Annotated in this window: 21 protein-coding genes and 1 pseudogene; 12 read left to right on the plus strand and 10 right to left on the minus strand. The window is 71.4% G+C overall.

The genetic code is table 11. The features are described 5' to 3' along the window. Positions 1–18: 18 nt before the first annotated feature. The 4 genes from ACZ60B_RS29895 to ACZ60B_RS29910 form a co-directional block, all read right to left on the minus strand. Complete coding sequence (locus tag ACZ60B_RS29895; protein ID WP_469392338.1) at positions 19–3,585, minus strand: helicase-related protein; 3,567 nt, start codon at positions 3,583–3,585, stop codon at positions 19–21. A 484-nt stretch (positions 3,586–4,069) separates the two neighbouring features. Next, complete coding sequence (locus ACZ60B_RS29900; protein WP_469392341.1) at positions 4,070–4,582, minus strand: hypothetical protein; 513 nt, start codon at positions 4,580–4,582, stop codon at positions 4,070–4,072. 797 nt (positions 4,583–5,379) lie between these two features. Further along, on the minus strand, positions 5,380–5,808 hold the full coding sequence (locus ACZ60B_RS29905; protein ID WP_469392343.1) for an organic hydroperoxide resistance protein: 429 nt from the start codon (positions 5,806–5,808) through the stop codon (positions 5,380–5,382). 20 nt (positions 5,809–5,828) lie between these two features. Continuing rightward, positions 5,829–6,113, minus strand: coding sequence for a hypothetical protein (locus ACZ60B_RS29910; protein WP_469392345.1), 285 nt, complete (start codon positions 6,111–6,113; stop codon positions 5,829–5,831). Positions 6,114–6,434: 321 nt separating this feature from the next. On the opposite strand from ACZ60B_RS29910, the gene ACZ60B_RS29915 reads away from it, so the two are divergent. From ACZ60B_RS29915 to ACZ60B_RS29940, 6 genes are all read left to right on the plus strand, one after another. Beyond that, the gene (locus ACZ60B_RS29915) at positions 6,435–7,613 is read left to right on the plus strand and encodes a sensor histidine kinase (protein WP_469392347.1); all 1,179 of its coding nucleotides are present in this window, start codon (positions 6,435–6,437) and stop codon (positions 7,611–7,613) included. Next, complete coding sequence (locus tag ACZ60B_RS29920) at positions 7,610–8,011, plus strand: roadblock/LC7 domain-containing protein (protein WP_351616640.1); 402 nt, start codon at positions 7,610–7,612, stop codon at positions 8,009–8,011. The genes ACZ60B_RS29915 and ACZ60B_RS29920 overlap by 4 nt, the downstream gene beginning before the upstream one ends. Beyond that, positions 8,008–8,385: a DUF742 domain-containing protein gene (locus ACZ60B_RS29925; RefSeq protein ID WP_450666367.1), complete on the plus strand. Its 378-nt coding sequence runs from the start codon at positions 8,008–8,010 to the stop codon at positions 8,383–8,385. The genes ACZ60B_RS29920 and ACZ60B_RS29925 overlap by 4 nt, the downstream gene beginning before the upstream one ends. Continuing rightward, positions 8,360–8,953 (plus strand): GTP-binding protein, encoded by a 594-nt coding sequence (locus tag ACZ60B_RS29930; protein WP_469392350.1) that lies wholly within the window; start codon positions 8,360–8,362, stop codon positions 8,951–8,953. Before ACZ60B_RS29925 ends, ACZ60B_RS29930 begins: the two co-directional genes overlap by 26 nt. 8 nt (positions 8,954–8,961) lie before the next feature. Further along, positions 8,962–10,317 (plus strand): cytochrome P450, encoded by a 1,356-nt coding sequence (locus ACZ60B_RS29935; RefSeq protein WP_469392352.1) that lies wholly within the window; start codon positions 8,962–8,964, stop codon positions 10,315–10,317. A gap of 240 nt (positions 10,318–10,557) precedes the next feature. Continuing rightward, positions 10,558–11,694: a tryptophan dimethylallyltransferase family protein gene (locus ACZ60B_RS29940; RefSeq protein WP_469392354.1), complete on the plus strand. Its 1,137-nt coding sequence runs from the start codon at positions 10,558–10,560 to the stop codon at positions 11,692–11,694. A 144-nt stretch (positions 11,695–11,838) separates the two neighbouring features. On the opposite strand, the gene ACZ60B_RS29945 is transcribed toward ACZ60B_RS29940, so the two are convergent. The 5 genes from ACZ60B_RS29945 to ACZ60B_RS29965 form a co-directional block, all read right to left on the minus strand. After that, entirely contained in the window at positions 11,839–13,125 is a 1,287-nt protein-coding gene (locus tag ACZ60B_RS29945; protein WP_469392356.1) for a flavin-containing monooxygenase, read from the minus strand. Positions 13,126–13,238: 113 nt separating this feature from the next. Next, positions 13,239–13,580: a MazG-like family protein gene (locus tag ACZ60B_RS29950; protein ID WP_469392358.1), complete on the minus strand. Its 342-nt coding sequence runs from the start codon at positions 13,578–13,580 to the stop codon at positions 13,239–13,241. Positions 13,581–13,616: 36 nt separating this feature from the next. Further along, positions 13,617–14,162, minus strand: a complete 546-nt coding sequence (locus ACZ60B_RS29955) for a DoxX family protein (RefSeq protein WP_469392360.1) — start codon at positions 14,160–14,162, stop codon at positions 13,617–13,619. 203 nt (positions 14,163–14,365) lie between these two features. Then, positions 14,366–15,088: an ABC transporter ATP-binding protein gene (locus tag ACZ60B_RS29960; RefSeq protein ID WP_469392362.1), complete on the minus strand. Its 723-nt coding sequence runs from the start codon at positions 15,086–15,088 to the stop codon at positions 14,366–14,368. Between the two features lie 105 nt (positions 15,089–15,193). Then, on the minus strand, positions 15,194–16,651 hold the full coding sequence (locus ACZ60B_RS29965; RefSeq protein ID WP_469392365.1) for an ABC transporter permease: 1,458 nt from the start codon (positions 16,649–16,651) through the stop codon (positions 15,194–15,196). A gap of 218 nt (positions 16,652–16,869) precedes the next feature. On the opposite strand from ACZ60B_RS29965, the pseudogene ACZ60B_RS29970 reads away from it, so the two are divergent. Both ACZ60B_RS29970 and ACZ60B_RS29975 read left to right on the plus strand, forming a co-directional pair. After that, positions 16,870–18,141: pseudogene (locus tag ACZ60B_RS29970) on the plus strand (D-alanyl-D-alanine carboxypeptidase family protein); the annotation flags it as partial. 722 nt (positions 18,142–18,863) lie between these two features. Next, entirely contained in the window at positions 18,864–20,519 is a 1,656-nt protein-coding gene (locus ACZ60B_RS29975; RefSeq protein ID WP_469392367.1) for an alkaline phosphatase D family protein, read from the plus strand. On the opposite strand, the gene ACZ60B_RS29980 is transcribed toward ACZ60B_RS29975, so the two are convergent. Further along, complete coding sequence (locus tag ACZ60B_RS29980; protein WP_469392369.1) at positions 20,506–21,570, minus strand: Gfo/Idh/MocA family protein; 1,065 nt, start codon at positions 21,568–21,570, stop codon at positions 20,506–20,508. The two genes, ACZ60B_RS29975 and ACZ60B_RS29980, sit on opposite strands and share 14 nt — an antisense overlap. A gap of 87 nt (positions 21,571–21,657) precedes the next feature. On the opposite strand from ACZ60B_RS29980, the gene ACZ60B_RS29985 reads away from it, so the two are divergent. The 4 genes from ACZ60B_RS29985 (at position 21,658) to ACZ60B_RS30000 (ending at position 26,286) form a co-directional block, all read left to right on the plus strand. Beyond that, positions 21,658–22,971 (plus strand): multidrug effflux MFS transporter, encoded by a 1,314-nt coding sequence (locus ACZ60B_RS29985; RefSeq protein WP_469392371.1) that lies wholly within the window; start codon positions 21,658–21,660, stop codon positions 22,969–22,971. Further along, the gene (locus ACZ60B_RS29990) at positions 22,908–24,098 is read left to right on the plus strand and encodes a serine hydrolase domain-containing protein (RefSeq protein WP_469392373.1); all 1,191 of its coding nucleotides are present in this window, start codon (positions 22,908–22,910) and stop codon (positions 24,096–24,098) included. The genes ACZ60B_RS29985 and ACZ60B_RS29990 overlap by 64 nt, the downstream gene beginning before the upstream one ends. Positions 24,099–24,280: 182 nt before the next feature. After that, positions 24,281–25,303, plus strand: a complete 1,023-nt coding sequence (locus ACZ60B_RS29995; protein WP_469392375.1) for a small ribosomal subunit Rsm22 family protein — start codon at positions 24,281–24,283, stop codon at positions 25,301–25,303. A 245-nt stretch (positions 25,304–25,548) separates the two neighbouring features. Next, positions 25,549–26,286, plus strand: a complete 738-nt coding sequence (locus ACZ60B_RS30000; RefSeq protein WP_469392377.1) for a bifunctional DNA primase/polymerase — start codon at positions 25,549–25,551, stop codon at positions 26,284–26,286. The last annotated feature ends 51 nt before the right edge of the window (positions 26,287–26,337 follow it).

A 26,337-nucleotide genomic window follows, 5' to 3' on the forward strand; every position in this document is an offset into this window, starting at 1 on the left:
GCCACCGGCGGCGTCCGGTCAGTCCCCTTCGACCAGAACGAGGACGACCGTCTCGGTGGACAGACTGAAGCGGGCGTCCCGCTCCATCTGTGCCAGGAGGGCGTCCCGCCGGGTCTCCAGGTGAGTCACCCGGCTCTCGTGGAGACGGCGGATCGAGGGGTGGTCCACCTCGTGGGCTAGACGACGGGCCCGCGCGATCTTCACGTGGAAGGTGTCCCGCACCGTCGCGCGCCGACCTTCGGCGAGCCGCGTGTTCTCGGCCTCGTAGAGCCGCTTGGTCGAGTGCTCCTGCACGGCCGCGAGGGCTTGCACCTCATCCAGAGTCTCGGCGAGCGACCCGTCGATACCCGCGGGCAGCGGCTCGTAGGCGTGGGTCAGTTCGCCGCGGGCGAGAGAGGTCAGCAGCGCGGTGCCGACCTCGGGCACCTCCTGCAACGTTCGGATGTCGACCGCGGTGGTCCACAACTCGCGGCGTGAACGTGTGCCGTCTGTACGCGCCAGCCGGACCTCCACCAGATAGCGGGAGCCGGGTGGCAGACCCGGCAGCCGTACCCGTCCGTAGCGCGGGAGCAGCTCGGGCCGCTGGTCGTACCACCACTGTGCGGTGCGCACCAGCGGATGACGGACGCTGAGCAACGGAACTCCGCTCGCCGACGAGGTGCTCGCGGTGAAGCAGGCGCGCATCGGTGAGCCGCTCTTGAGCCTGGCCAGCAGATCGCCGCGGGGGTGGGGGAAGGCGCCTGCGTCCATCGCTTCGTACATCGCCTTGAGCAGGTCGCTGCTGCCTGAGATGTCCACCAGGTCGTCCTCGCCGGGGACTTCGCGCACCAGGCCGCACTCGCTGTCCATCAGGAAGGACTCGACGAGGCCGCGGATCTCCTTGGGGCCGAGATAGCGCCCCCTGCCCGGGCTGGCTTCGTCGAAGCCTTCGATGAGCAAGCCGTCCAGGCCAGTGAGAAGTGCCTGTGCGTCGTTCAGTGTTTCCAGGTCCTTTTCCCGGTCCACCCGTGCGACCGCGATCCGGTCGACCTGGCTGCGCCGCTGTTCCGGCGTGAGTCGTGGATCCAGAACGATGCGGTGCAACTCCTTGAGGCGTCCGCGCAGGATCGGTTCGAGTTCGCCGATGGAGTCCTGGAAGACCCCGATGCGCGCGTAGAGGCGCTGGAAGATGTCGGTCTCGATGGTGCCGGGGACCTGCATGTTGAAGATGAAGATCTTCTCGTGCCTCTGGCCGAACCGGTCGAGGCGTCCGATGCGCTGTTCGACCCGCATGGGGTTCCAGGGCAGGTCGTAGTTGACCAGGACGTTGCAGAACTCGAAGTCCAGGCCCTCGCTGCCCACCTCGCTCACCAGGAGCAGATCGAACGCGTCAGCACGGAAGTCCTTCATGATGCGTTCCCGCTCGACCGGCGGGATCTTCCCGTGCATCACCCGTACCTTGAACTCAGGAGCCAGCCGTTCTTCCAGGTACTCCAGGGTGCGGGTGAAGAAGGAGAAGACCATCGCCTGCCGCATGCCCTTCGCGCGGGCGCTCCGCAGCATCTCCGCGAACCGCTCGAACTTAGTGTCGACGGGGAGTTCACGCAGCAGGGAGCGCAACGCGGAGAGATCGTCTGCCTGCTCCGCAAGTTCGCGAGCGAGTTTCTCGGGGGAGGCGGCCGACTTCCTGGAGTTGTCGTTTGGGGCGTCCTCAGCGTCGTCAACGATCCCGGATTCGTAAAGGAGTTCCTCGACGGCCCCTTCATCGGCCGGCCGGGGCGAGAAGCGCTCCCTCAGCCGCCGCTGCATGGCCGGGATGCAGCTGGCTGTCTGCCGCAGCCACATCTGTGCGGCGAAGCCGGCAGCGGTGCCGCTGCGGGCGGCGCGCTCCAGGCACCATCTGTGTAGGGCGTCGTAGAAGGAGCGCTCCTGTGGGGTCCAGATGACGGCGACGTCCTCGGCCTCGCGCAGGGCCTTGCGGTCGGGTGTGTCGACCTTGCGCGTACGGTTGACGACACCTGCGAGGGCGTTGAGTTCAGTGATGCACCGCCGGGCCTCGGCTCGTTGGTGGGGAGACAGCGGTTCGTTGGTACTCAAGAGCTCCTGGAGACGCCGGAACTCCGGTCGTCGAGCGGTGATCCTGCCGTACGCGGAGGTCTGAACCCGCATGAGTCGGGAGTGCATGGCCCGAGCGCCGGCGGGGGCGCCCGCGTTGCCCTCGGCGAGACCGACCGCGACCGCGTTCAGATGGCGGTTGGGCTCGAGCTGGTTCTCGAAGACCTTGGGATCCGGGAAGGACGACTCGTCGAGAAGGTGCACGAGATTGTACAGGTCCTGGTTGCCGAGGTTGAGGGGAGTGGCGGAGAGAAAGATCAGGGCATCCGCCCAGTCGGCGAGCAGGGCTGCTGCGGCGTGGCTCCGGCTGCTCGCGTTGCGCAGGTAGTGCGCCTCATCCACGATCACGAGGTCGAATCGGGGCTGGAGGTCGGCGAGCTCGTCGAGCTGCCCGGCCCGCCGGAGCCGTTCCAGGGACACCACTCCGGCGAACGAATCGCTGGCGTCCCCGCTGCGGAACAGCTCCACCAACTCCGCCATGCCCTCCTTGTCGAGGACACGCAGGTGCCGGTCGAAGCGGTCGCGCATCTCGTTCTGCCACTTGGTGACGAGTGCGGCGGGACACACGACGAGGCCGCGGAAGTGCGTGCCACCACGCCGTCCTGAGGAGCGCCGCAGATGGGTACGTTGCTCCAATTCGTTCCAGATCAAGCCCGCTTCGATCGTCTTGCCGAGACCGACTTCGTCCGCGATCAGCAAACGCTGGCGATCCGAACTCATCAGCTTGAGCACGGGACGGAACTGATAGGGCCGGAACACCGTGCGGCTCGACTGGTACGAATACACCACATCCGTTAGCGGCGTGCTCAATTTGGCCAGAGTGAGAGTCAGCGCGGTCCGGTCAGCGGGAGCGGGCGGACGGAAAATCCAGTCCTCGGGTTCATCCACGCTGGGCGGAAGAGTCTCGAGATCCTCCTCGAACGCCATACGCCGACCGCCGGTCGCGTCCTGCAACCTGTACTGGACGCTTCCGTCCCGCGTTGGCGTCGCCTTGAGCACCGTGAAGGTCTCTCGCCTCCCCGCCAGACGGACGAGGTCGCCGCGGGCGAAAGCGGGTGTGGCATCGTCGGGGACAGTGGCGCACCATTCCCGGTACTGGAGAAGGGCCCGGTGGAGCATGTGGCCGTCGTCTATGTCACGGAGACGCTTTCGCTGGGGAGTAACCGCATCTCCACCGTTGCCCAATGCGAATCCGACGAGGACCCGGTCAGCGCGCGACTCAAAGAGGTAGATGCCACGGGGCAGCCTGCTCCGGGTGTCGCCGCCAAGTGCTTGCGGCACGGGATACTGTCGTGCCGCCGGTACTGGGATCCGCTCGGAGCACTCCGGGCTGTCGTAGAAGAAATGCTGGGCTTCGCAAAGCGCTTCCAACGCCGTTGCTCCGGTTGGATCCCCCCAGGGGATGTACTGCAGTCGGAGCCGGTCATCATCGAGCGGCACCCCTGCTGCTGCCGACAGGTTTCCCGCCGCCGCTGCCGATGTCTCCCTCATCCTGCCCCCTGGCTGTTGGATATCCTGCCCGGCCCCTCAAGCGGATCAGCTCCGGCCGCTTGAAGGAGGCGGAGTGGTCCAGACTGTCGAGCTGGCCAACAGGGGGATCGCGATCCCCTTGCTTCCGGGCTCATGCGTGAGCCATAGCCTCAGCGCAAAGCCGTTTCGGCCCGCGCAAGACTACTTCGTAACACTCAGCGGAGGTCCGTCCCCTCTGCGAGAACTGTCAGCACTTAGGACCTGCAGATCAATGACATGCCGGTCTGCGGGGGTTGTGTTCTTGGAACTGGTGTACCGGTTCCAACTCGGGGTGTCAGACTCCGAGAGGGCTGGGTCACGGTGACGGGACCCGGCTACACGATCAACGGGGTGGCATTGCGACCCGCTATGAGCCCACCCCGACCAGCTGCGAACATTGCCCGAGCACTCCGCGATGGCTGACCGGGGCAGCCGACGTCGGGTGCCGTCGGCCACCAGGGGTTCCTCACTTGGTGATTTCCTGCCACCACGCGGCGACGCGGCTGTCCATCCAGTACAACATCTCGGCCTTGCCCGTTGCGCTGTCGGAGCTTCCTTGAGTGTTCTCGATGGGCCAGCGCTTCTCCTTGAACAACTGCGCGGAGATGCGGCTGAGAGCCGCATGCTCGTTGCTCTGTTGCCGCTCTGGAAGCTTGGAGCGCTCGAGAATCTCCGTGAAGGTGACCTTTTCGCCAGGGCGTTCGGCGGTGACCTCAAACAGCGCGCGGACTCCGGGAAGGTGGTTCGCCTTGTCCCACAGGAGTGCAACCTGTGCCTTCGTCCAGAGCCCCTGGCGTCCGAGGTCGATTGCGCTTTCGGTTCCGTCGATCTCGGCAAGCAGTCCGTTCAACTTCTCTCTGAGGGAATCGGCCTCGGCCAGCGCCGCGACGACAGTGGTGCGCAGAGTTGCGTGATCCATCAGAAGGCCCCCTGTGGTTTCGTGGACGAACCCATATGGAGAGCGTACGGTTTCGTCCACGAAGCCGCAAGGCTCCTGGGGGTAGGCCCGGTTGTCTCTGCATAGGTTCGCGAAGGAAGCCGCTATCCCTCACTGGCCGAAGGTGGCGAGCCGCCTCGTCGGGTAGTTCCGCGTCCAGGCCGTCCGCTTTCTCGGCGATCCAAACTTCATGGCGCGCCAGCTATGTGCGGCGAGTGCGGACTTCGAGCGGCTGTGGTCCCGGTTGCATCAACGGCCCGAACCGCTACTCGCCGTCCCAGAGGATGGCGAGGATGGCGGCGCAGCGGGTGGCACCGGGATCGGGGTGCAGTCCGGTCCGCCACCGAACCCGAACTGATCCAGCTCGTCGTGCGCCGCCCTGTCGAGCGGTTTTGGCCGTGGTCGCCTACCTGGGGGATTCCTCTCCCACGGCTCCGTCCTGCGCGAGAGGGCCTACGCAACGGCCCGACTTGTCGTCGGTCTCCACCCCGGCGCCGATCAGGGGCCGCAGGCCGTGCGGGTCGACCCCGATGACGTCTACCGCAGCGTCCTCAGCCACCTGGGCCGTGAGTTCCTTCACCGCCCACTCGCCTCGTACGACGTCTTCGTCCGTCTCCCCGTCGCATTCCTCTGTACGACAACCCGCCGCCCGTAGGCGAGCAGTTCCGCGCGCTCTCCGGCCGTCTCCTTCTGGACACCCGCCATACGGCAGGCGTCACGGTCCGTACCTTCACCGACGGCCCCGAGGAGCGCGCCTGGACCCGAACCGGCCGAGGGCGGGCGGTGCGCACCGGAGTCGGTCGCGCGCCGCCCGCCCTCGTGGTGCGGCCCGCGTCGGGTCAGCCGATCTGAAGGCTCACCTCGATGCCCTCCCGCGTCATGCGGGAGTACGGACAGATCTCGTGCGCCTTGTCCACGAGCTTCTGCGCGACGGCGGGCTCGACGCCGGGCAGGTGCGCCGTCAGGTCGGCGATGATGCCGAAACCGTCGTCGTTCTTGCCGATGGCGACGCGGGCGGTGACGCTGGAGCCGGTGATGTCGACCTTCTCGATGCCGGCCACGATGGCGACGGAGGCGTGGAAGCAGGCGCTGTAGGTGGCGGCGAAGAGCTGCTCGGGGTTGGTTCCGCGGCCGGCGCCGCCGAGCTCCTTGGGCTGGCTCACGGTGACGTCGAGCTTGCCGTCGTCGGATGACACACGGCCCTCACGGCCGCTCTCCGCGGTGACGACGCCGGTGTAGAAGAGTGCGTCGGTGTGCTGGATGGGCATGACGTGCCTTTCGGTTGCCGTCAGTTGCGGTCGGACGCGGATCGGTGACGCGCGGTGCCGGTGGTCGCGAGCAGCCGGTCGCGGTCCTCCGGGCCCGTCCGGGGAGCGGGCGCGAGGACCGGCGGTGCGCCGGCCGATGTGCCGATGGTGCAGCGGGTACGGACACGGGTGCCGGTGGCCGGTTCGTCGTCGCACTCCAGTGCGAGTGAGTCGCCGTCGATACGCCCCGGAAGGATTTCTCGGCTCTGGTCGTAACGTACGCCAGGACGGCCCGACAGGGCCGTGTTGCGGCGGAGTTCGAGCAATTCGGCCGGATGTGTGCCATCGGGTGCCGTCCGCCCGGTCCGGGCCGGGCGGCGGAGCCGTGCGCTCCAAGAGGGGATGTTTCTCGGTAAGTCGACATGTAACCGGCCGTCAATATGGGTTTCTATCGCACATATTGACGGTCAGTCATGTGTTCGCACGGTGATACGATCACCACGCTTGCGGGTCGGGCGGATGGACGCAGGACGGCATACCCGACTTCGGGGACGGCCCGGGCGGAAACCCTCATGCGGGCGGTCCGCCGACTCGCCCGCACGGACGGGATTTCAGCAGTCGGCCGTCAGTCGCCTGAAGAGAGTCTTATGACGGAATACATACAGAACCCAGTGCTCTGGGCTCTGCTCGTCGTCATCCTTGTCGCAATTGCCTTGATTGTTCGGCAGCGTCGGGCAATTCATGCCTTACGGCAGGAGATGGACGGGCTGAAGGCCCATTACTCCGAACTGGAGAATCAATACTCCCAATCCGTCCAGGCGGCTCAGGAGCAGGCCGAGGAAGCCACCAAGACGGTGCTGAAGTCCGCCATGCGGACACTTCAGGGCCTCGCCGCCGAGCAGCAGCTGGTGGTCTCCCGACTCCAGAACAAGTACGGCGAGTCGGTCATTCTCCAGGATCTGCTCGAAATCGACCACACCAACTCGCAGTTCGGCCGGCGCGCCCAGTCCATCGCCGTGCTGTGCGAAGGCTGGCTCGGACGGCAGCGTGACATCGCCTCCGTCTACGACGTGGTGCGCAGCGCCCAGGGGCGCATTCGGCATTACCGCCGCGTCGAAATTCTGTCCCAGGTGGATTTCGGCATCACCAGCCGGGCCGTCGAACCGGTGGCGCTCGCGCTCGCCGAACTCCTCGACAACGCGACCAGCTATTCCAGCCCGGACACCGTCGTCGAAATCAATATCCGCACCGTGCCCAAGGGCATCTGCATCGTCGTCGACGACGCCGGTGTCGGAATGAACGACGAGGAGCGCGCCAAGGCGGAGCGACTGCTGTCCAGCGACCGGGTCACCGGCGTCTCCGGACTCGGCAACCCGCCCCAGTTCGGCTTCGCCGTGATCGGCGTGCTGGCCGAGCGCTTCGGCTTCGAGGTGTCCGTGGACTCCTCGTCCCCCTACGGCGGTGTCCGCGCGGTGGTCCTCCTGCCGCACGACCTGCTCACCGGCATGCCCGAGCGCAAGGCGCCGGCCGCCCCAAAGGCGACGCCCAAAACGGCCGCCGAGGCCGTGCCGGGCGGACCCGAGCCCACCCTGGCCGCGTCCTCGACCTCCGACGGGCTGCCGAAGCGGCGCCGCAAGCGGCCGATGGCCATCGTGCCGGGCAGCGCGTCCGTCACCCGCGCCCCGTCGCGCTCCGGCGCGGAGACCGCCGCGATCATGGGGGCCTTCCAGCGCGGTACGCAGTCGGGCCGGTCGACGCAGCCGGATCCCGCGGATCAGACGAGCAGCACCCGTGGTGCTGACAGCGAAGGGCATGAGTTCTCGTGAACGACGACCTGTCATGGATGCTCGACAGCGCCCTGGAGATTCCCGGGGCCCTGCACGCGGTCCTGATCTCCGCCGACGGGCTGCTGATGGCCCGTACGAAGGACTTCGAGAGGGACAACGCCGACCGGGTCGCCGCCGCGATGAGCGGTGTGCAGTCGCTCAGCCGGTCGCTCGCCTTCTTCTGTGACGGCGAGGCGCTCCAGTGGCGGCAGACGCTCGTGGAGTTCGACGGCGGCTGGGTTTTCCTCATCTCCGCCGGCGAGGGCGCCTACCTCGGGGTGTCCGCCTCTCCCGACGTCGACATGCAGGACATCAGTTTCCGTATGCAGCAGCTCGTCGGCCAGCTCGGCAAGGCGCTCACCACGCCGCCGCGCGAGAACCTCGGCGCCCGCTCATGAGCTACGGCGACGAACTGGACTCGGGGAACGCGGAGTTAGTACGCCCGTACGTCATCACCAAGGGCCGCGGCCTGCCCGACGAGGAGCAGCTCTCGCTGATCACCCTCGTCACGGCGGCCGACGACGACCAGCGGCGCCCCACCCGGCTGTCGCCCGAGGAACAGAACCTGCTGGACCTGTGCGGGGCCGGCTACCTCTCGGTCGCGGAGATCGCCGGGCACACCCGGCTGCCGCTGGGCGTGGTGAAGATCCTGCTGTCCTCGCTCACCGAGAGCGGTCATCTCGTCACCCGTCCCCCGGTGGCGCGGGCCGCTCTCGCCGACCGGCAGATCCTGGAGGAGGTGCTGAATGGGCTCAGGGCCAAGTTTGGATGAGCGGGACTACGTCCGCGCCGGAGCGACCCAGACCGCGGTGAAGATCCTGGTCGTCGGCCACTTCGCGGTGGGCAAGACCACGTTCATCGGGGCGATCTCCGAGATCGCCCCGCTGTCCACCGAGGAGACGATGACCCGGGCCGCCGAGGGGGTGGACGACCTCAAGGGCGTGGAGGGCAAGACCACCACGACGGTCGCCATGGACTTCGGCCGCCTGACCATCAGCGACCAGGTCGTGCTGTACCTGTTCGGCACGCCCGGACAGCAGCGCTTCGTGCAGATGTGGGAGGACATGGCCCGCGGCGCCCTGGGCGCGCTGGTCCTGGTCGACCCCGAGCGGCTGGCGGACTCGTTCGCCGTGATCGATCTGATCGAGCAGTACGGACTCGACTACGCCATCGCCGTCAACCACTTCGACGGCTCGCCGCTGCGCGAGGAGCAGGCGCTGCGCGAGGCACTCGACCTGCTCGACGACACCCCCGTCGTCACCTGCGACGCGCGCGACGAGCGGTCTTCGGCCCAGGCGCTGATCACTCTCGTCCGCCACTTGCAGGAACGTGCCCACTAGGAGCAGAGATGGACGCCCAGTCCCCTTCCCCGGTGCCCCCGCCCGGGTGCCCGGCGCACAACTCCGGCGGCCGAGTGCCGCTGCACGGTGTGGAGTTCGCGGCCAATCCGCAGGCGTACTACGACTACCTGCGCCACTACGGTCCGACCGCCCCCGTGGAACTCGCCCCCGGAGTGGAGGCCAGGCTCGTCACGGACTACGCGACGGCGCTGCAACTGCTCCAGGACTCCGGCTCGTTCCGCAAGGACGCCCGGCGCTGGCGCGACTTCAACGACGGCAGGATCGCGCCGGACAGCCCGGTCGCGCCTCTGCTGGCCTACCGCCCCAACTGCATGTTCAGCGACGGCGCCGAGCACCTGAGGCTGCGCCAGGCGGTCACGGACAGCATGGCCCGGGTCGACTCGCGCAAGCTGGGCCAGAGCACCGAGCGGATCTCCGACTACCTCATCTCCCAGTTCGTCGGCCGTGGTTCGGCCGACCTGCTGGGCGACTACGCCAAGCAGCTGCCACTGTTCGTGTTCAACGAACTCTTCGGCTGCCCCGCCGACATCGGCGACCGCGTCCTGTTCGGCATCTCCGGCATGTTCGACGGCGTCAACGCCGAGAAAGCCGTCGGGGTGCTGTTCCAGGCGGTGGGCGAACTGGTGGCGCTGAAGCGGAGCAGGCCCGGTGACGACGTCACCTCCTGGCTGATGAAGCACCCGGCCGCCCTCACCGACGAGGAGATGGTCCACCAGCTGGCCCTGCTCCTGGGCGCGGGCGCCGAACCTCTGCGCAACCTCATCGCCAACACCCTGCACCGGGTGCTCACCGACGACCGGTACGCGTTCAAGGGAGGTCTGATCGAGGAAGCCCTCGACGACACCCTGTGGGAGAACCCGCCCATGTCGAACTACGCGCCGCACTACCCGGCGTCAGACATGGAGTTCGCCGGACAGCAGGTGCGGGCGGGCGATCTGATCCTGGTCAGCTTCGCCGCGGCCAACACCGGTCCGACGCTGTCGGCCGCACGTCAGGCGGGCAGCAACCGGGCCCATCTGGCCTGGAGCGCGGGTCCGCACGCCTGTCCGTCCAAGGACCCCGCCCGGCACATCACCGTGTCGGCGGTGGAGAACCTGCTCAATCAGCTCCCGGACGTCGAACTCGCCGTTCCCGCAGACAGCCTGACGTGGCGTCCGGGCCCCTTCCACCGGGCTCTGGCCGCCCTGCCCGCCCGCTTCACCCCCGTTCAGCCGGTGCGCCGGCCGGGCGCGACCGCCGCGGCGCAGGCACCCGAGCCGGCCGGGGGACGCGTCGAGGAGCGGGGCCGCAAGCCCGAACGGTCGGGCATGTGGAGCTCGTTCCTGACCTGGCTGACAAGGTGATTTACGCGACATCCGCGCACTTCACAGGATTGCATGAAGCTTGAACCACTCGGGTAGTGAGCAACGCGGCATGACGTGTCGGTCACGAGTCGAAGGAGGTGTCGTGGAGAACGTATCCACTGACGCCGCTCACCGCTCCACCACGTTGCTCCCTCCCCTCATACCGGAGCCCCGCTCCGCGCACCACACCGAGATACCCGCCCCGGCCGGCGGGTATCTTCGTGTTCACGGGGAGGTCCGGTGACCCGTCCCCCGAAGGACTCCGGTGCTCCGGGCCTCGGAGCCTTCACCGCGGGCCAGTTGGCAAGGCTGTGCGACGTCGCGGGGCTCAGCGCCTCCGACGCGGAGATCTATGCGCGGATACTCCTGGAGATGCTGGGGCCCGTCGCCGAACGGCCGCTCAGCCTCCCGCCGCCCTCCGACAGCTTCCTCTCGGACGACCACACCCCGGTCGAGTTCTCGCTCGCCTTCCTGCCGGGCGCGCCCCCCGCCCTGCGCGTCCTGCTGGAACCGGGCGCGGGCGCCGCGGATCCGGCGGAGGGCGGCCGGGCCGGTCTGCGGGCCGTCCGCGCGATGGCACGGCGCTGGAACTTCGGCACCGACCGGCTGGACGACCTGGAGGACCTGTTCTTCCCGTCGTCCCCGCACGGCCCGTTCACCCTGTGGTGCGCGCTGGAGCTGCGGCCCGGCGGGATGCCCAAGGTGAAGGTGTACCTGAATCCGGCGGCGTCCGGGAGGAATCGTTCCGCCGAGACGGTTCGGGAGGCGCTGCGCCGGATCGGCCACCGGCGGGCGTTCGCCGTCCTGCCGCAGGCCGACGGATACCCCTTCTTCGCCCTGGACCTGGGGGACTGGGACGAGCCCCGGGCGAAGGTCTACCTCCGGCACGACCACCTGACGGCCGCCCGGGCGGCGGACCTGTCCCGGATGCGTCCGGGGCCGGACGGACGGACCGTACGGGAGTTCTTCCAGGACGTCTCCGGACACGCCGACGTCACCGCCCCGCTCGGCGCCGGTCCGCTGCGGGCCGGCCGGCCCGGCCTGACCTGCCACGCCTTCACCGACCGGGCGGCCCGCACCCCCACCGGGTTCACCCTGCACATCCCGGTGCGGGACTACGTCCGCCACGACCGGGACGCCCTGGCGCGGGCGACGGCCGTGCTGCGCCGACGGGGGATGGACCCCACCGCGCTGCGCCGGGCCCTGTCCGCCGTCACCTCGCGCGCTCCCGAGGACGGCGTGGGGCTCGTCGCCTACCTGGCGCTGGCCCATCAGCAGGACAGGCCGCCGCGGGTGACCGCGTACATCTCCTCGGAGGCCTACCGGGTCCGGCCGCCGGTCCCGTCGGCGAGGGAGCGGGTGCCCGCCGTGGGATGACATCCAGCACGACCGGGGCGTCGGCCCGTCCGGCCCGACGCCCTTCGGCGACGGCGGGGAATCCGTTCCCTGCCGTCGGTACGTCCTGGGGCCCGTCCGACAGTTCCCGTCTGCCCGGCGGCGACGCGAATTGTCGGACAGGCCCTAGAGGTCGCGCAGTTCCGCGAGGTAGGGGGCGACGTCCACCTGGATCGAGGAGCCCTCGGCATTGCCGTACCGCTCCGCGACGGCGCTCAGGTACCCGTCGACCTCCTTGCGCATGACCTCCGCGGACGGCAGCGCGGCCGCGCCCGCGACGAGCCGCGCGACCCACCGCGACTGCGCCTCCACGAGCCGGGTGACGGAGCCCACCGGGCGGACCAGACCGACGAAGTGCAGACCGGGACGGTCCGGCGCGACGACCCGCCGGTACAGCTCGACAGACCCTCCGGGGCCGACCGGGCAGCCCTCCGGCAGGAACGGGAACGACATGCGAAAGCCCGTGCAGTGCACGATCGCGTCGGCTTCCGCCGAGGTTCCGTCGGCGAAGCGGACCAGGTCGCCCTCGACGGACTCGATCGCCGGCTTCGGACTCACCGCGCCGTGCCGGATCCGGCTGAGGATCTCGTCCGACAGGGTCATCGCCGAGGAGAAGACCGGGTGGTCGGGCTCGGGCAGCCCGTAGTCCGACAGCCTGCCCCGGGCGGTGTGCAGTGCCTTCTCGACGAACTCGCGCTGCTGTGCGAAGGACATCTCGGTGAACCACGGCGTCTCGGCCAGCTCGTCGACGGAGATGCCGTACAACTGCTTCGGGACGACGTGCAGCCCGCGCCGGACCGACAGCATCGTGTGCGCGGCGTGCCGGGAGAGGTCGCAGGCGATGTCCACCGCGGACGCGCCGAGCCCGACGACGACCACGCGCCGGCCGGCGAAGTCCCGGGCGTCGTGGAAGTCGAGCGAGTGCAGGATCCGTCCGGTGAACGACTCGGAGCCGGGCGCCGGGTGCGGCAGGGCCGGCTCGGCGTTGTGACCGGAGGCGACGATCACCTGCGCGAACCGCCGCCGCGTCCGGACCCCGTCCGCGCCCCGGCTGACCACCGTCCACGCGCCTTCGGGCTCCTGGGTCACGGACAGCACCTCGACGCCCGTCTCGATCCGGTCCAGCACGCCCGCCCACTGCGCGAACGCGCGCAGATAGGCGGCGACGTCACTGTGCCGAGGGTAGAGGGGGTAGGAGTCGGGCATCGGGAAGTCCGCGTAACCGGTGAGCTGCTTGGCGGTGTTGAGGTGCAGGGAGAGGTAACCGGGACCTTTCTCCCCGGCCCCCGGCTGACGCCAGATGCCGCCGACGTCCGGGGCCTTGTCCAGACAGACGAAGTCGACCCCCTGTTGCGCGAGCGCGTGGGCCGTCGCCAGACCCGACAGACCCGCACCTATCACGCACACACTCACGGTTCCCCCCAATGGGACGGACTGGACGGCTTCGCGCACGTGCAGTGACTGCCCATCGCCCCCATCGGACACACGCGGAACATCCGTAACGAAGGCCACAGACGGGGAGGTTGTCAGCGCGGGAGCGAGCGGTCCGTGACCCGGGCCAGATGTCCGGCGAACACCTCACGGGCCTCGGGCGTCAGGGTGCGCAGGGCCACCAGGGCGGTGATCACGACGTCGCACAGCTCCGCCTCGACGTCCGTCCAGGTGTGGGTGACGCCCTTGCGCGGGTTCTGGCCGGTCGCGCCGATCACCGCCTGGGCGACCTCGCCGACCTCCTCCGACAGTTTGAGGATGCGCAGCAGAAGCCCTTCCCGGCCGCCGGACGGGCGGTCGGCCTCCAGCCAGGCCCACAGCCCGTCGACGGCGGCCCAGAGATCCGCGGGGGCGGCGGGGGAGTCCTGATCACTCATGCGGGAAGCCTGCCACGGCCCCCCGGCGTCCGGACCCTACTCCTCGAAGAGCGCCTGCTGCTCGCCCTCCGCCCGCCTGCGCACCCGTGCGTTGCGCGCACCCACCACCAGGGCGGTGAGCGCGGCCGTCGCGCCGAGCGCCATCGGCACCATCCACTTCCGGTCGAAGACGTGCCCGAGGGCGTGGTCCAGGGAGAGCCGGCCCGGCCCGGTGACCGCCAGACCGGTGGCGGCCAGGCCCAGGCTCGCCGCGTACTCGTAGCCGCCCTCCTGCGCGAAGAAGCCGTTCGGGGCGTGCACCGCGGACGCCCCGGCCATGGCGCCGGCCGCCGCCGCGCCCGCCGCCGGTGTCGCGAGCCCCAGGGCCAGCAGTGTGCCGCCGCCCGTCTCCGCGAGGCCGGCCGCCAGCGCGCTCGTCCTGCCGGGCGCGAATCCGACGGACTCCATGAAATGGCCGGTCCCCTCCAGCCCGTGGCCGCCGAACCAGCCGAACAGCTTCTGCGTGCCGTGCGCGGCCAGCACCCCTCCGGTACCCAGTCGGAGCAGCAGCAGGCCCAGATCTCGTCGGTCGTAGCAGGTCACGAGGACTCCCCAGAGTCGACAGCGGGAACGGATCCCCACCCCCTCTTCCGGTGTCCACCGTCGCACCGCCGCCCCCGCGGCGACTCGTCCGGGCCGCCGTTCGGGTGGCGCGGACGAGCCGTGAGGGGCCGCCCACCGCCGGACGGCCGGCCGACGCCGACCGGATGCCCGGCAGGTGGGCGGCCCCGTCGGCCGCCGCGGGCTCAGTACGCCTGCGCGCCGGGCGCCTGCTGCGCGTACTGGCGTGCGCCGCCCTGTTCGGTCAGGGTGATCAGGCCGGACTTGATGGTGGCCAGCCGCGGTGCCCGGCGGGCGATCGACGAGTCGTGGGTGACCATGACGAAGGTCAGCCCGTACTCGTGCCACAGACCCTCCAGCAGGCCCATGATGTCGTCGCGGGTGCCCTCGTCGAGGTTGCCGGTGGGCTCGTCGGCGAGCAGCACCTTCGGCTTCTTCACCAGCGCGCGGGCGATGGCCACCCGCTGCTGCTGGCCGCCGGACAGCTCGGTCGGGACATGGCCGAGCCGCTCCCCGAGGCCGACCGAGCGCAGCGCCTCGGCCGCCCGCTCGCGCCGCTCGGCGGGCTTGACGCCCAGCGGGACGAGCGCGGTCTCGACGTTCTCCTGCGCGGTCAGCGTCGGGATCAGGTTGAACGCCTGGAAGATGATGCCGATCTTCTCGGCACGCAGCCGGGTCAGCTTGGCCTCGCTGATGGTGGCGAGGTCCACGCCGTCCAGTTCGACACTGCCCGCGGAGGGGCGGTCCAGGCCGCCGATCATCTGGAGCAGCGTCGACTTGCCGCCGCCGGTGGGGCCCTGGATGACGAGCTGGTCGCCGTCCTCGATCGTGAGGTCGACGCCGCGCAGCGCCTCCACCGTCTCCTTGCCCCGGGTGTAGCGCTTGGTGACGCCGGTCAGTCTGTACATCGGTGCTCCGTGAGTTGAGGAGGAGGAAGGGGAGGAAGGGGAGGAAGGAAGGTGGGGCGCCGCCTCCCGGGGGGAAGGGTGAGGCGGCGCCCCGGTACGGGGGTGTTACGAGACGCTGCGCAGCGCGTCGGCCGGACGCATCCGGGAGGCACGCCAGCCGCCCATCGCGCCGGCGATCAGACCGCCGGCGACCGCGAGGCCCACCGCGAGCACGATGGTGGTCATCGAGACCGGCGCGGACAGGGCGATCTCCATGGTGTTCCGGGCCGACTGCTGACCGGGACCGCCGCCGCCCGGACCGCCGCCCATGCCGCCACCGCCGCCGGAGCTGCCGAGCTGCGCGGTCAGCTTCGGGCTGATCGCGGTGACGGTGTACGCGGCGGCCAGGCCCAGGCCGATGCCGAGGGCGCCGCCGAGCAGACCGTTGACCATGGACTCGCCGACGACCTGACGGGTCACCCGCCGGCTCGGCCAGCCGAGCGCCTTCAGGGTGCCGAACTCGCGCACCCGGCGGGACACGGCCGAGGAGGTCAGCAGCGCGGCCACCAGGAACGCGGCGGCCAGCACCGCGATCGACAGCCACTTGCCGACGCTGGTCGCCAGGTTCGAGGCGGTGGACAGGGAGCCGGAGACGGTCTCGGCGAGGTCGGCGGAGGTGGTGACCGTCGTACCCGAGATGTTCTTCTGGATGGTCGCCTTGACCGTGTCGATCTGCTGCGAGTCGGTCGCCTTGACGTAGATCGTGGTGACCTTGTCCTTGGCGTCGCCGAGCGTCTGGGCCTGCTTCAGGGGCAGGTAGACGTCCGTGGTGGAGTCGCTGCTGTCGGGCGTCGCGATGCCGATGACCGTGTACTTGGTGCCGGAGATCTTGAAGGTCGAGCCGACCTTGTACTTGCTCTCCTTGGCGTACGACTTGCTGACCACGGCGACCTTGGCGTTCGTCTGCGCTGCGGTGAAGGTCGTGCCGGAGGTGATCTTCGACGTGGACAGCGGGCCCAGGTCCTGGTTCGTCACGTCGACACCGCCGACCGAGTACGAGTTCACGTCGAACGAGGCGCCGCCGCCCTGCACCTGCGGCATGCTGCCGGCGCTGCCGCCACCGGGGCCGCCCTGGTTGCCCTGGCCGCTGGTGGAGCTCTTGGCCTTGCCCTGGGTGAAGGAGCCGTCGACCTTGACGACGTTCAGGCTGAGCGCGCCGACCGCACTGGACACGCCCTTCTGCGCGGCGACCTTGGTCACGAGCGAGGACGCCAGGGCCTGACCGCCCTGCGTCATCACCCGGTCCGAGCTCTGCGTGGAGTCGTCGTCCTCGGACTTCGCGTCGAACTGGAAGTTCGGCTTCCCCGAACTGTCGCCGGTGGGCGCCGTACGTGCCTTGGTGACCGTCATGTCGGTGCCGAGGCCGTAGAGCGACTGCAGGACCTTGTCCTGGGCCTGGGTCATGCCGGCCGACACCGAGTTCACGGTGATGACCAGGGCGATACCGAGCGCCAGACCCAGTGCGATGACCAGAGCCGCCTTCTTGCGCCGGCTCAGCTCGCGCTTGAGATAGATGCCAAACATCCCGTTCCTCGAGGTTCTTGGCGCCCGCTGTGGGCGCGGCCACAAGCTAGGAAGAAACCTTTGAGTCCCCCTGAGTAGGGGATGTGTGAGAACTGAGAATGTGCGGCCCGGAATCAAAGTTCCGTAAGACAGCTCATTCCTAGGCTGTGATGGGCCCGTTGCCAGGAAACCCCTGTTCAATGACCGGCCGGGGCCTCCTCGACGGACTTGGCAGGCTCATGAGGGGACCCGCCGTACGGTGCCGCGCACGCGCTTTGTACGGTCCCGGAGTGAGTGAATCCTCTCGGCTGTCCCGGCGCTCCCTGCTCGCCCTCGCCGCGGCCGGCCCGCTGGCCGTCACCCTGCCCGCGTCCGCGTCCGCGTCCCCCTCCGCCACGAAGGGCGCGACCTCCGCCCCGACCCCCACGATCGGCACGGCCGCCACGGTGATCGGCGGTGAGCGGCTGGGGCGGCCCGGGGTCCAGGTGGACGGCGTCGGCGGGCTGCCCGGGAAGTTCTCCGCCCATTCCTGGCTGGTCGCCGACCACGACACCGGCGAGGTGCTGGCCTCCTACCGCGCGCACCAGCGCCTGGCCCCCGCGTCCACGCTGAAGATGCTGTTCGCCGACACGGTCCTGCCGAAGTTCGCCCGGACCGAGCGCTACACGGTCACCGACGCCGACCTGGTCGGCATACCCTCCGGCTCCAGCCTCGTCGGCATCAAGCCCGGAATCACCTACACCGTCGAGCAGTTGTGGCAGGGCGTCTTCCTGCGCTCGGGCAACGACGCGGTGCACGTGCTCTCGCTGATGAACGGCGGACTGGCGCGCACGGTCGCCGAGATGCAGGCCAGGGCCGTGGACCTGCAGGCCCTGGACACGCATGTGGTCAGCCCGGACGGCTTCGACCACAAGGGGCAGTTGTCGTCGGCGTACGACCTCACGCTCTTTGCCCGGCACGGGCTGCAGAACGCCGACTTCCGCGAGTACTGCGGGACGCGGACGGCCGATTTCCCCGCGGGCGGGAAGAAGACGTTCCAGATCCAGAACACCGACCGTCTGCTGTCGGGCGCGTACGGGGTGAAGACGTACCCGGGCCTGATAGGCGTGAAGAACGGCTACACCAGCCACGCGGGCAACACCTTCACCGGCGCCGCCACCCGCGGCGGGCGCACCCTGATCGTCACCGTGATGCATCCCGAGAGCGGCTACAACTCCGTCTACGAGGAGACGGCCGCGCTGCTCGACTGGGGCTTCGCGATGGGCGGTTCGGCGCGCGCGGTGGGCACCCTGGTGAAGCCGTCGAGCGAGGGCGGGGCGAGCGCGTCGCCGTCGGGGAAGGCGGTGCGGGGGGCGGCCGGAGCGGCGGGCGCGACGGCGGACGACGCCTCGCCGTGGCGGCTGGTGGCGGGCGGCGCGATGTCGCTCGCGCTGGTGGCGGGCGGGGTGTACGCACTGCGGCGGCGTCTGGCGGGGCGCGCGGGCCGGGACACGGCAGCCGCCGCCGGGGGCGACAGTGGCCGGGTTCCGGGCGGCGACGGACCCGGGACGCCCGGCAGCGCTGTGCCCGACGGTGCGGTGCCCGGCACCGTCGCTGCCGGCAGCGCTGTGCCCGACAGCGACGTGTCCGACAGCGTGGTGTCCGAGGCGCCGGACGGCCGGACGGCCGTGGTGCCGGGCGGTGGCGCGGGCGAGGTGCCGGGCGGTGGCGCGGGCGAGGTGCCGAAAAGCGGTGCGGCCGGGGTGCGCGACAGCGGCGGGTCCGGGGCCGACGCACCCTGACCCGCGCGGGACCGGGGCAGGTCTGACCTCGGGGCAGGTATGAGCCCGGGGCAGGCGCGGGTCCGGGGGCGCGGATGACCGCACGCGCCCCCGGACCGCGTCGACGTGCGCGGCGGCCGTTCCACGGATCGGTGCGTGCCCCGCGGTCCCACGCGAGGCCCACCCCCACCCGACGCCGTGGAACGGCCGCCGCCTCCCCCCTCGGTGTGGCCGACGGAACCCGATTGCGTCATATGTGAAGCTCTTGTGCAGGGGAGTTGAGCATAAGCCCGGCATCGGTCCGCCATGGTCCGGACGGTCAAACTCCGCTTGTGTAGGTTGAGGAGTTGACGATTCGCGCCCCGCGCCCGGCCGTCCCCCGGTGTCCGCCGTTCGGGTGGCGCGCGGCCGGCGGGGCGTGTCGGGCGCGGCCGGTTCCCCGCTTCCTCCCTCAACTGTCCGGGGAGGAAAAGATGACCATCGCAGCGCCCTCGTCGCATCGGACATCCTCGCGGCACGCGTCCGGCTTCCGGGCCGCCGCCCGCCGTCTCGACCGCCGCCGCTTCCTCGGTGTCTCCGGCGCTGCGCTGGCGCTCGCCTTCGCCGCCGACCTCCCCGCGGCCGGGGTGGCGGCCGCCGCGGAGCTGGACGCGGCGCGGATCGACGCCCACCCCTTCACCCTCGGCGTCGCCTCCGGCGACCCGCTGCCCGACTCGGTCCTGCTGTGGACCCGGCTGGCGCCCGCCCCGTACCAGCCCGACGGCGGACTGCCCGCCCGACGCGTCGACGTCGAATGGGAGTTGGCCTGCGACGAGGGCTTCGTCACCGTCGTCCGGCGGGGGACCGCCGTCGCGCATCCCGAGTTCCGGCACACCGTGCACGTCGAGGCCGACGGTCTGGAACCCGGCCGTGTCTACCACTACCGCTTCCGCGTGGGCGGCTGGCTCAGCGAGACCGGCCGCACCCGGACCGCACCCGCCGAGGGCAGCCCCGTGTCGTCGATGAACATCGCGGCCGTCGCCTGCCAGGCCTACCACGACGGGTACTTCACCGCCTACCGGCACCTCGCCGAGGACGACGTCGACGTGGTCTTCCACCTCGGCGACTACCTCTACGAGTACGCCGTCGACGCGACCGGCGGCGCCCGCGCCTACACCGACCGCCGGCTCCCCGCGCTGTTCGCCCACGAGGCCGTGTCGCTGGAGGACTACCGGCTGCGCTACGCCCTCTACAAGACCGACCCCGACCTGCGGGCGGCACACGCGGCGCACCCCTTCGTCGTAGCCTTCGACGACCACGAGACCGAGAACGACTACGCGGGCGCCGTCCCCGAGAACGGGGTCTCCCCGGCGGAGTTCCTGCTGCGCCGCGCCGCCTCCTACCGCGCCTACTGGGAGCACCAGCCGCTGCGCGCAGCGCAGTTGCCCGTGGGACCGGACATGCGGCTGTACCGGCGTCTGCGGTGGGGCCGGCTCGCCCAGTTCGACGTGCTCGACACCCGCCAGTACCGCTCCGACCAGGCCTACGGCGACGTCCCGCACGCGCCGGGGCCGCAGAGCGAGGACCCGGCACGCACGATGACCGGCGCGGCCCAGGAGCGGTGGCTGCTCGACGGCTGGCGGGACTCGGCCGCGCTGTGGAACGTCGTGGCGCAGCAGGTCTGTTTCTCCCGGCAGCGGCTGGGGGCCGGCGCGGCCGCGAAGGTCTCCATGGACGCCTGGGACGGCTACCCGGCCGCCCGTCGCCGCGTCCTGGACGGCGTCGAGGCGGCGGGCGTCGAGAACCTGATGGTGCTCACCGGCGATGTGCACGTCGGCTACGCCTTCGACATCAAGGACGACTTCGACGACCCGGCCTCCCGCACGCTCGGCACCGAGATCGTGGCCACGTCGATCGCCAGCGGCGGGGACGGCGTCCCGCGGCCCGGGAACTGGGCCACGCGCATGGCGGCCAACCCGCACCTGCGGTTCTACGACGGACGGCGCGGCTACGCCCGGGTCGCGCTGGGGCAGCGGCTGGCCCGTGCCGACTTCAGGACCGTGCCGTACGTGACGACGCCCGGCGCGCCGATCACGACGGCCGGGTCCTTCGTGACGGAGGCGGGGGCCCCGGGCCTCAGACCGGCATGAGCGGACCGGGTCCGGCCGGACCGGCGGACTCGGCCGCGCCGGGCCCGCGGGCCTCGCCGGGGTAGCGGACCCCGATGCGGTCGCGGATCGCGTCGAGCGTGCGCATCACGGCGAGGGTGCCGTCGAGAGGGACGAGCGGGGACTCGGTCTCACCCGCCCGCAGGGCCCGCATGACCTCCTTCGCCTCGTGCCGCAGGCTGGTGCGGGGACCGTCTGCCGGGTCGGCGGCGAACTCCTCGGGGGCGCGGCCGTCGCGGTGCAGGACGAAGCGGTCCGGGTGGAAGAAGCCGTCCGGGATGTCGATGCGGCCGGCGGAGCCGGTGACCGAGGCCGTGGTGCCGGTACCGCCCACCACGGAGCAGTGCACCGAAGCGAGAGCGCCGCCCTCCCAGGAGAGCAGTGCTCCGGTCTGGAGATCGACGCCCTCGTCCGAGAGCACTGCTCTCGCCGCGATGTCCGACGGCTCCCCGAGCAGCAGCTGCGCGAACGACACCGGGTACACCCCGAGGTCCAGCAGCGCGCCCCCGCCCTGCGCCGGGTCGCGCAGCCGGTGCGACGGCGGGAAGGGGCCCGCGAGCCCGAAGTCGGCCTGCACCGTGCGCACCTCACCGATCGCGCCGTCATCGACCAGCGCCTTCAACCGCCGCACCAGCGGGTTGCAGTACATCCACATCGCTTCCATCAGGAAGCTCCCGCGCTCACGGGCCAGCGCGACCAGTTCCCGCGCCTCGCCCGCGTTCAGCGTGAACGCCTTCTCGCACAGCACGTTGCGCCCGGCCTCCAGACAGAGGCCGGCCGCCGCCCGGTGGGCCGCGTGCGGGGTGGCGACGTACACGACATCGATGTCCGCGTCCTGCGCGAGCGCCTCCCACTCGCCGTACGCCCGCGGTATCCCGAACCGCTCGGCGAACGCCTCCGCCGACGCCCGCGTCCGCGAGGCCACCGCCACCACCTGCGCGTCCGGCAGGTCCACCAGGTCCGCGGTGAACGCCGCCGCGATCCCGCCGGTGGCCAGGACCCCCCAGCGCACCCTGTCTTCCGTCACCGTCATGCGGCCCCCACCCTCGCTCATGTGGCCTTCGGCAGTCTGTACGAGCTGAGAGCATAGGCGGCGGATCACTCGGAGAGGGAGGGGCGCATGTCCGAGCGCACCGCGGGGACACCCGGACTGGAGCACGGCGTCGAGTCCGGGGCGACGGCGACCGGCGGTCCGGCGCAGCGCCGGACCGGCCTGCTGGTCGTCCTCGTCCTGGGCGCGCTGACCGCGACACCCCCGCTGGCGATGGACATGTACCTGCCCGCCCTGCCGGAGGTCACCCGCGCCCTGCACGCGCCCGCCGCGACCGTCCAGCTCACCCTCACCGCCTGCCTGGCGGGCATGGCGCTCGGACAGCTCGTCGTCGGCCCGATGAGCGACCGCTGGGGCCGCAGGCGCCCGCTGCTCGCCGGACTCGCGGTCTACGTCCTCGCCACCGCCCTGTGCGCACTGGCGCCCGACGTGGAGCTCCTCGTCGCCTTCCGGCTGGCGCAGGGGCTCGCGGGCGCCGCCGGCATCGTGATCGCGCGGGCGGTCGTGCGCGACCTGTACGACGGTGTGGCCATGGCCCGCTTCTTCTCCACGCTCATGCTGGTCTCCGGGGTCGCCCCGATCGTCGCGCCGCTCGTCGGCGGGCAGATCCTGCGGCTGACCGACTGGCGCGGTGTCTTCGTCCTGCTGACGGGCGTGAGCGTCGTGCTGACGGCGGTGGTCTGGGCGAGACTGCCCGAGACGCTGCCTCCCGCGCGGCGGCACGGCGGCGGGGTCGGCGAGGCGCTGCGCACCATGCGCGGACTGCTCGCCGACCGCGTCTTCGCCGGGTACATGCTCACGGGCGGCTTCGCCTTCGCCGCGCTGTTCGCCTACATATCGGCCTCGCCGTTCGTGGTGCAGGAGATCTACGGCGCCTCCCCGCAGACCTACAGCCTGCTGTTCGGCCTGAACTCCGTGGGACTGATCGTCGTCGGCCAGATCAACGGCCGGGTGCTGGTCGGCCGGGTCCGCCTGGACCGGGTGCTGGCCGCGGGCCTCGCGGTCGTGGTCCTCGCCGCGGTCGCCCTGCTGCTGATGGCGACCGGCGCGTTCGGCGAGGCCGGCCTGGTCCCGGTCGCCGCCGGGCTGTTCGTGCTGATGTCCGCGATGAGCCTCACCCTGCCCAACGCCCAGACCCTCGCCCTGATGCGCGTGCGGCACGCCGCGGGCGCCGCCTCCGCCCTGCTCGGCACGACCTCCTTCCTCGTCGGGGCGATCGCCTCACCACTGGTCGGCATCGCGGGCGAGCACACCGCCGTCCCCATGGCGCTCGTCCAGCTGACGGCCGCACTGGTGGCGGTGGCCTGCTTCGTGGGACTGTGCCGTCCCTGGCACGCACGTGCGATCACGCACGAGGCCGAGAGCCCCGGGGAGGGCAACTGAGCGCGCCGAGACTGCGCATCGACACACCGGAGCGCGCCGGGCTGGACGCCCGCGAACTGGGCCGCCTCGTCCGCGAGGTGCGCGAACTCACCGCGGGGGAGCGCCCCTGGGCGGCGGGCACCGTCGTGGTCGCCGGACGCGGCCCGGTGATCGCCGTGGCGGAGGCCGCGGGCTGGGCGGTGCGCTACGCCTCGTACGACCCGGAGACCGACACCGGGGTGGAGGCGCCGCCCGGGGCCCGGGTGCCGATGACCGTCGACACGCCCTTCGACCTGGCCTCCCTTACCAAACTGTTCACCTCGGTCGCCGCCGTGCAGCAGATCGAGCGGGGCACGCTCGGCATCGACGCCCTGGTGGGCGCGTATCTGCCGGACTTCCGTGCCGCCGCCGAACACGGCATCACCGTACGGCAGCTGCTCACCCACACCTCCGGGCTGCGTCCCGAACTCCCGCTGTACGACTGCGCGGACGACACCGAGCGGCTGGCGCGGCTGCGGACGGAGGCGCCGGTGGGCGCGCCCGGCGCGTACCGCTACTCCGACCTGAACATGCTGCTGCTCCAGCACGTCCTGGAACGCGTCGGCGGCCGCGGCCTCGACGTGCTCGTCCACGACGGCATCACCCGCCCGCTGGGCATGACGGCCACCCGGTACGGCCCCTGCCCGGGCGCGGCGGCCACCGAGGACCAGCGGCGCCCGTGGGCCAAGGCGGACCGGGGGATGCTGCGGGGCGTGGTGCACGACGAGAACGCCTGGGCGCTGGGCGGGGTGGCCGGTCACGCGGGCCTGTTCTCCACCGGGCGCGACCTGGCGGTGTTCTGCCGCGCGCTGCTGGCCGGCGGCTCGTACGGGCCCGCCCGCATCCTCGGCCCGGACTTCGTGGAACTCCTGCTGACCGCGCCCGGCCTCGGCTTCGCCCTGGACCAGCCGTGGTTCATGGGGGAGCTGGCGGGCCGGGGGGCGGCGGGCCACACCGGCTTCACGGGGACGTCGCTGGTCCTGGACCGGGCCACGGACACGTTCCTGGTGCTGCTGGCCAACACGGTCCACCCGAGGCGACGCCCGGCGGACAGCGGACCGCGCGCGGCGGCCGCGACCCGGCTGGCCCGAGCGGTGCGCGGGGCGTAGCGGCGCCCCCGTCCGACAAGTCCTCCACGGCGACCCGTCCGACGGGATCCACCATGGCGGACAGCCGGGAGGGTCCGGCCGCGTGGTCGGGCCCGGTGGCGCGCGACCGCCGGGCCCGCAGGCGCGTGGCCGCCGGGTCCCCGGGCGGCCCGGGGCCGTCCGGGACCTGAGAGAATCACCGGGTGAACGTCCCCGCAGCCCCGGCCGAGACCCTCCGCGGCGCCCTTGCCGCCCTTCTCGACGGGCTCCCGCCCAGGCAGGCCTCGAAAGCCGTGGAGCGGCTCATCGCCAACTACCGGGGGGCCACCCCCACCGACGCGCCGATCCTGCGGGACCGCGCGGACGTCGCCGCGTACGCGGCGTACCGGATGCCGGCGACCTTCGAGGCGGTACGGGCCGCGCTGGAGGCGTTCGCCGACGCCGTGCCCGGCTGGGCGCCCGCCGGCCATGTCGACGTCGGCGGCGGCACCGGCGCGGCGACCTGGGCGGTCAGCGCGACCTGGGACGGGGCCCGGCCGGTGACCGTGCTGGACTGGGCCGAGCCCGCGCTCGCCCTGGGCCGCGAGATCGCCGCGGCCAACCCCGCCCTGCGGGACGCCCGTTGGCAGCGCTCTCGGATCGGAGCGGCGCTCACCATCGAGAGCACCGATCTCGTCACGGTGTCGTACGTGCTCGGCGAACTCACCGAGGCCGACCGCGCGTCCGTCGTCGACGCGGCCGCGGCCGCCGCCGGGAGCGTCGTGGTCATCGAGCCCGGCACCCCCGACGGCTACGCCCGCGTCATCGCCGCCCGCGACCGCCTGGTCGCCGCCGGCTTCCGGATCGCCGCACCCTGCCCGCACAGCGCCGCCTGCCCCATCGTCCCCGGCACGGACTGGTGCCACTTCTCGGCCCGGGTCAGCCGTTCCTCGCTGCACCGGCAGGTCAAGGGCGGCTCCCTCCCGTACGAGGACGAGAAGTTCAGCTACGTCGCCGCCACCCGCCTCCCGGCGACCCCGGCCCCCGCGCGGGTGGTCCGGCGCCCGCAGATCCGCAAGGGCCAGGTCCTGCTCGACCTGTGCGAGGCCGACGAACAGCTGCGCCGTACGACGGTCACCAAGCGCCACGGCGACCTGTACAGGGCCGCGCGCGACGCGGACTGGGGCGACGCCTGGCCTCCGTACGGCGATGGCGCCGGGGACGCCGGGGACGACGCGACCGGCTGAGCCCGCCCGGCGCGGAGGGCAGGCGTGCAAGGCAGGCGTGCAAGGCGGGCGTGCAAGGCGGGCGCGGACGGCGTGCGAGGCGCGAAAGTTAACGATCCGGGTGTCGATGTGCCGCATGTAACCCGCCGTAACCCCTATGCCCCCCTCGTCACCACCTGCCCCGATCGGGGGCACTGGCTCCCCGATGGGCAGGATGGTGGGACGATGAGGCATGCTGGCCGCACGACAGCGAGGCGAGGCGATAGATGAGCGCGGAGAACGGTGGCGGTACCCGCCGACAGGGCAGACTCACCCAGTGGCTGCGCGGACGCCGCCCGAAGGAGACCGCCGACACCGGCGGCCGTGAGGCCCTGCTGCTGGCCGCCGCCCGGGCGGGACTGCCCCTCGCGCCCGCCGCGCACCCGGCACCGGGCTACCGGTGCTCCTGCGACCGCGTCGGCTGTCCCACGCCCGCCCGGCACCCCGTGTCGTTCGCGTGGCAGACGCAGTCCACGACCGACCGCGCGCAGATCGAGCGCTGGGCCCGGCACCAGCCGCAGGCCAACTTCATCACCGCGACCGGCATGGTGCACGACGTCCTCGACGTGCCCCTGGAGGCCGGTGCCGAGGCGCTGGAGAGCCTGCTGTCCGCAGGCGTCGAGGTCGGTCCGGTCGCCGAGAGCGACGACGGGCGGATGCTCTTCTTCACCCTCACCCGCGGCACCCCCGAGGACGAGGACGAGTGGTGGCCGTGCGAGCTGGACTGCCATCCGGAGACGGCGGACGAGCACCCGGGCATGCGCTGGCACTGCCGGGGCTCCTACGTCCTGGTACCGCCGGCCCGGCTGCCCGGGGACGACGGACGGCAGGTGCGCTGGCTGCGCGGCCCGGAGCACCGGCTGCCGGACCCGCTGACCCTGCTGGAGGCGCTCACCGACGCCTGCTCCCGCCATGCCGGCACCCAGCCCGACCACGCCGCCTCGGCCTGGCCCCTGCGCCACTGACGAGGGCGCCCGGCGCCAGGGCCGTGCGCCCGACCGCCCGGCGCACGTACG

Source organism: Streptomyces sp. NPDC104096, assembly GCF_055584385.1.

Excerpts from the sequence above, each read along its gene's own strand:
- ACZ60B_RS29965 (WP_469392365.1), bottom strand. The coding sequence starts at position 16,651 with ATGTTTGGCATCTATCTCAAGCGCGAGCTGAGCCGGCGCAAGAAGGCG.
- ACZ60B_RS29980 (WP_469392369.1), bottom strand. The coding sequence starts at position 21,570 with ATGACGGTGACGGAAGACAGGGTGCGCTGGGGGGTCCTGGCCACCGGC.
- ACZ60B_RS29925 (WP_450666367.1), top strand. The coding sequence starts at position 8,008 with ATGAGCTACGGCGACGAACTGGACTCGGGGAACGCGGAGTTAGTACGC.
- ACZ60B_RS29895 (WP_469392338.1), bottom strand. The coding sequence starts at position 3,585 with ATGAGGGAGACATCGGCAGCGGCGGCGGGAAACCTGTCGGCAGCAGCA.
- ACZ60B_RS29930 (WP_469392350.1), top strand. The coding sequence starts at position 8,360 with ATGGGCTCAGGGCCAAGTTTGGATGAGCGGGACTACGTCCGCGCCGGA.
- ACZ60B_RS30000 (WP_469392377.1), top strand. The coding sequence starts at position 25,549 with ATGAGCGCGGAGAACGGTGGCGGTACCCGCCGACAGGGCAGACTCACC.
- ACZ60B_RS29915 (WP_469392347.1), top strand. The coding sequence starts at position 6,435 with ATGACGGAATACATACAGAACCCAGTGCTCTGGGCTCTGCTCGTCGTC.
- ACZ60B_RS29950 (WP_469392358.1), bottom strand. The coding sequence starts at position 13,580 with ATGAGTGATCAGGACTCCCCCGCCGCCCCCGCGGATCTCTGGGCCGCC.
- ACZ60B_RS29935 (WP_469392352.1), top strand. The coding sequence starts at position 8,962 with ATGGACGCCCAGTCCCCTTCCCCGGTGCCCCCGCCCGGGTGCCCGGCG.
- ACZ60B_RS29905 (WP_469392343.1), bottom strand. The coding sequence starts at position 5,808 with ATGCCCATCCAGCACACCGACGCACTCTTCTACACCGGCGTCGTCACC.
- ACZ60B_RS29975 (WP_469392367.1), top strand. The coding sequence starts at position 18,864 with ATGACCATCGCAGCGCCCTCGTCGCATCGGACATCCTCGCGGCACGCG.
- ACZ60B_RS29985 (WP_469392371.1), top strand. The coding sequence starts at position 21,658 with ATGTCCGAGCGCACCGCGGGGACACCCGGACTGGAGCACGGCGTCGAG.
- ACZ60B_RS29960 (WP_469392362.1), bottom strand. The coding sequence starts at position 15,088 with ATGTACAGACTGACCGGCGTCACCAAGCGCTACACCCGGGGCAAGGAG.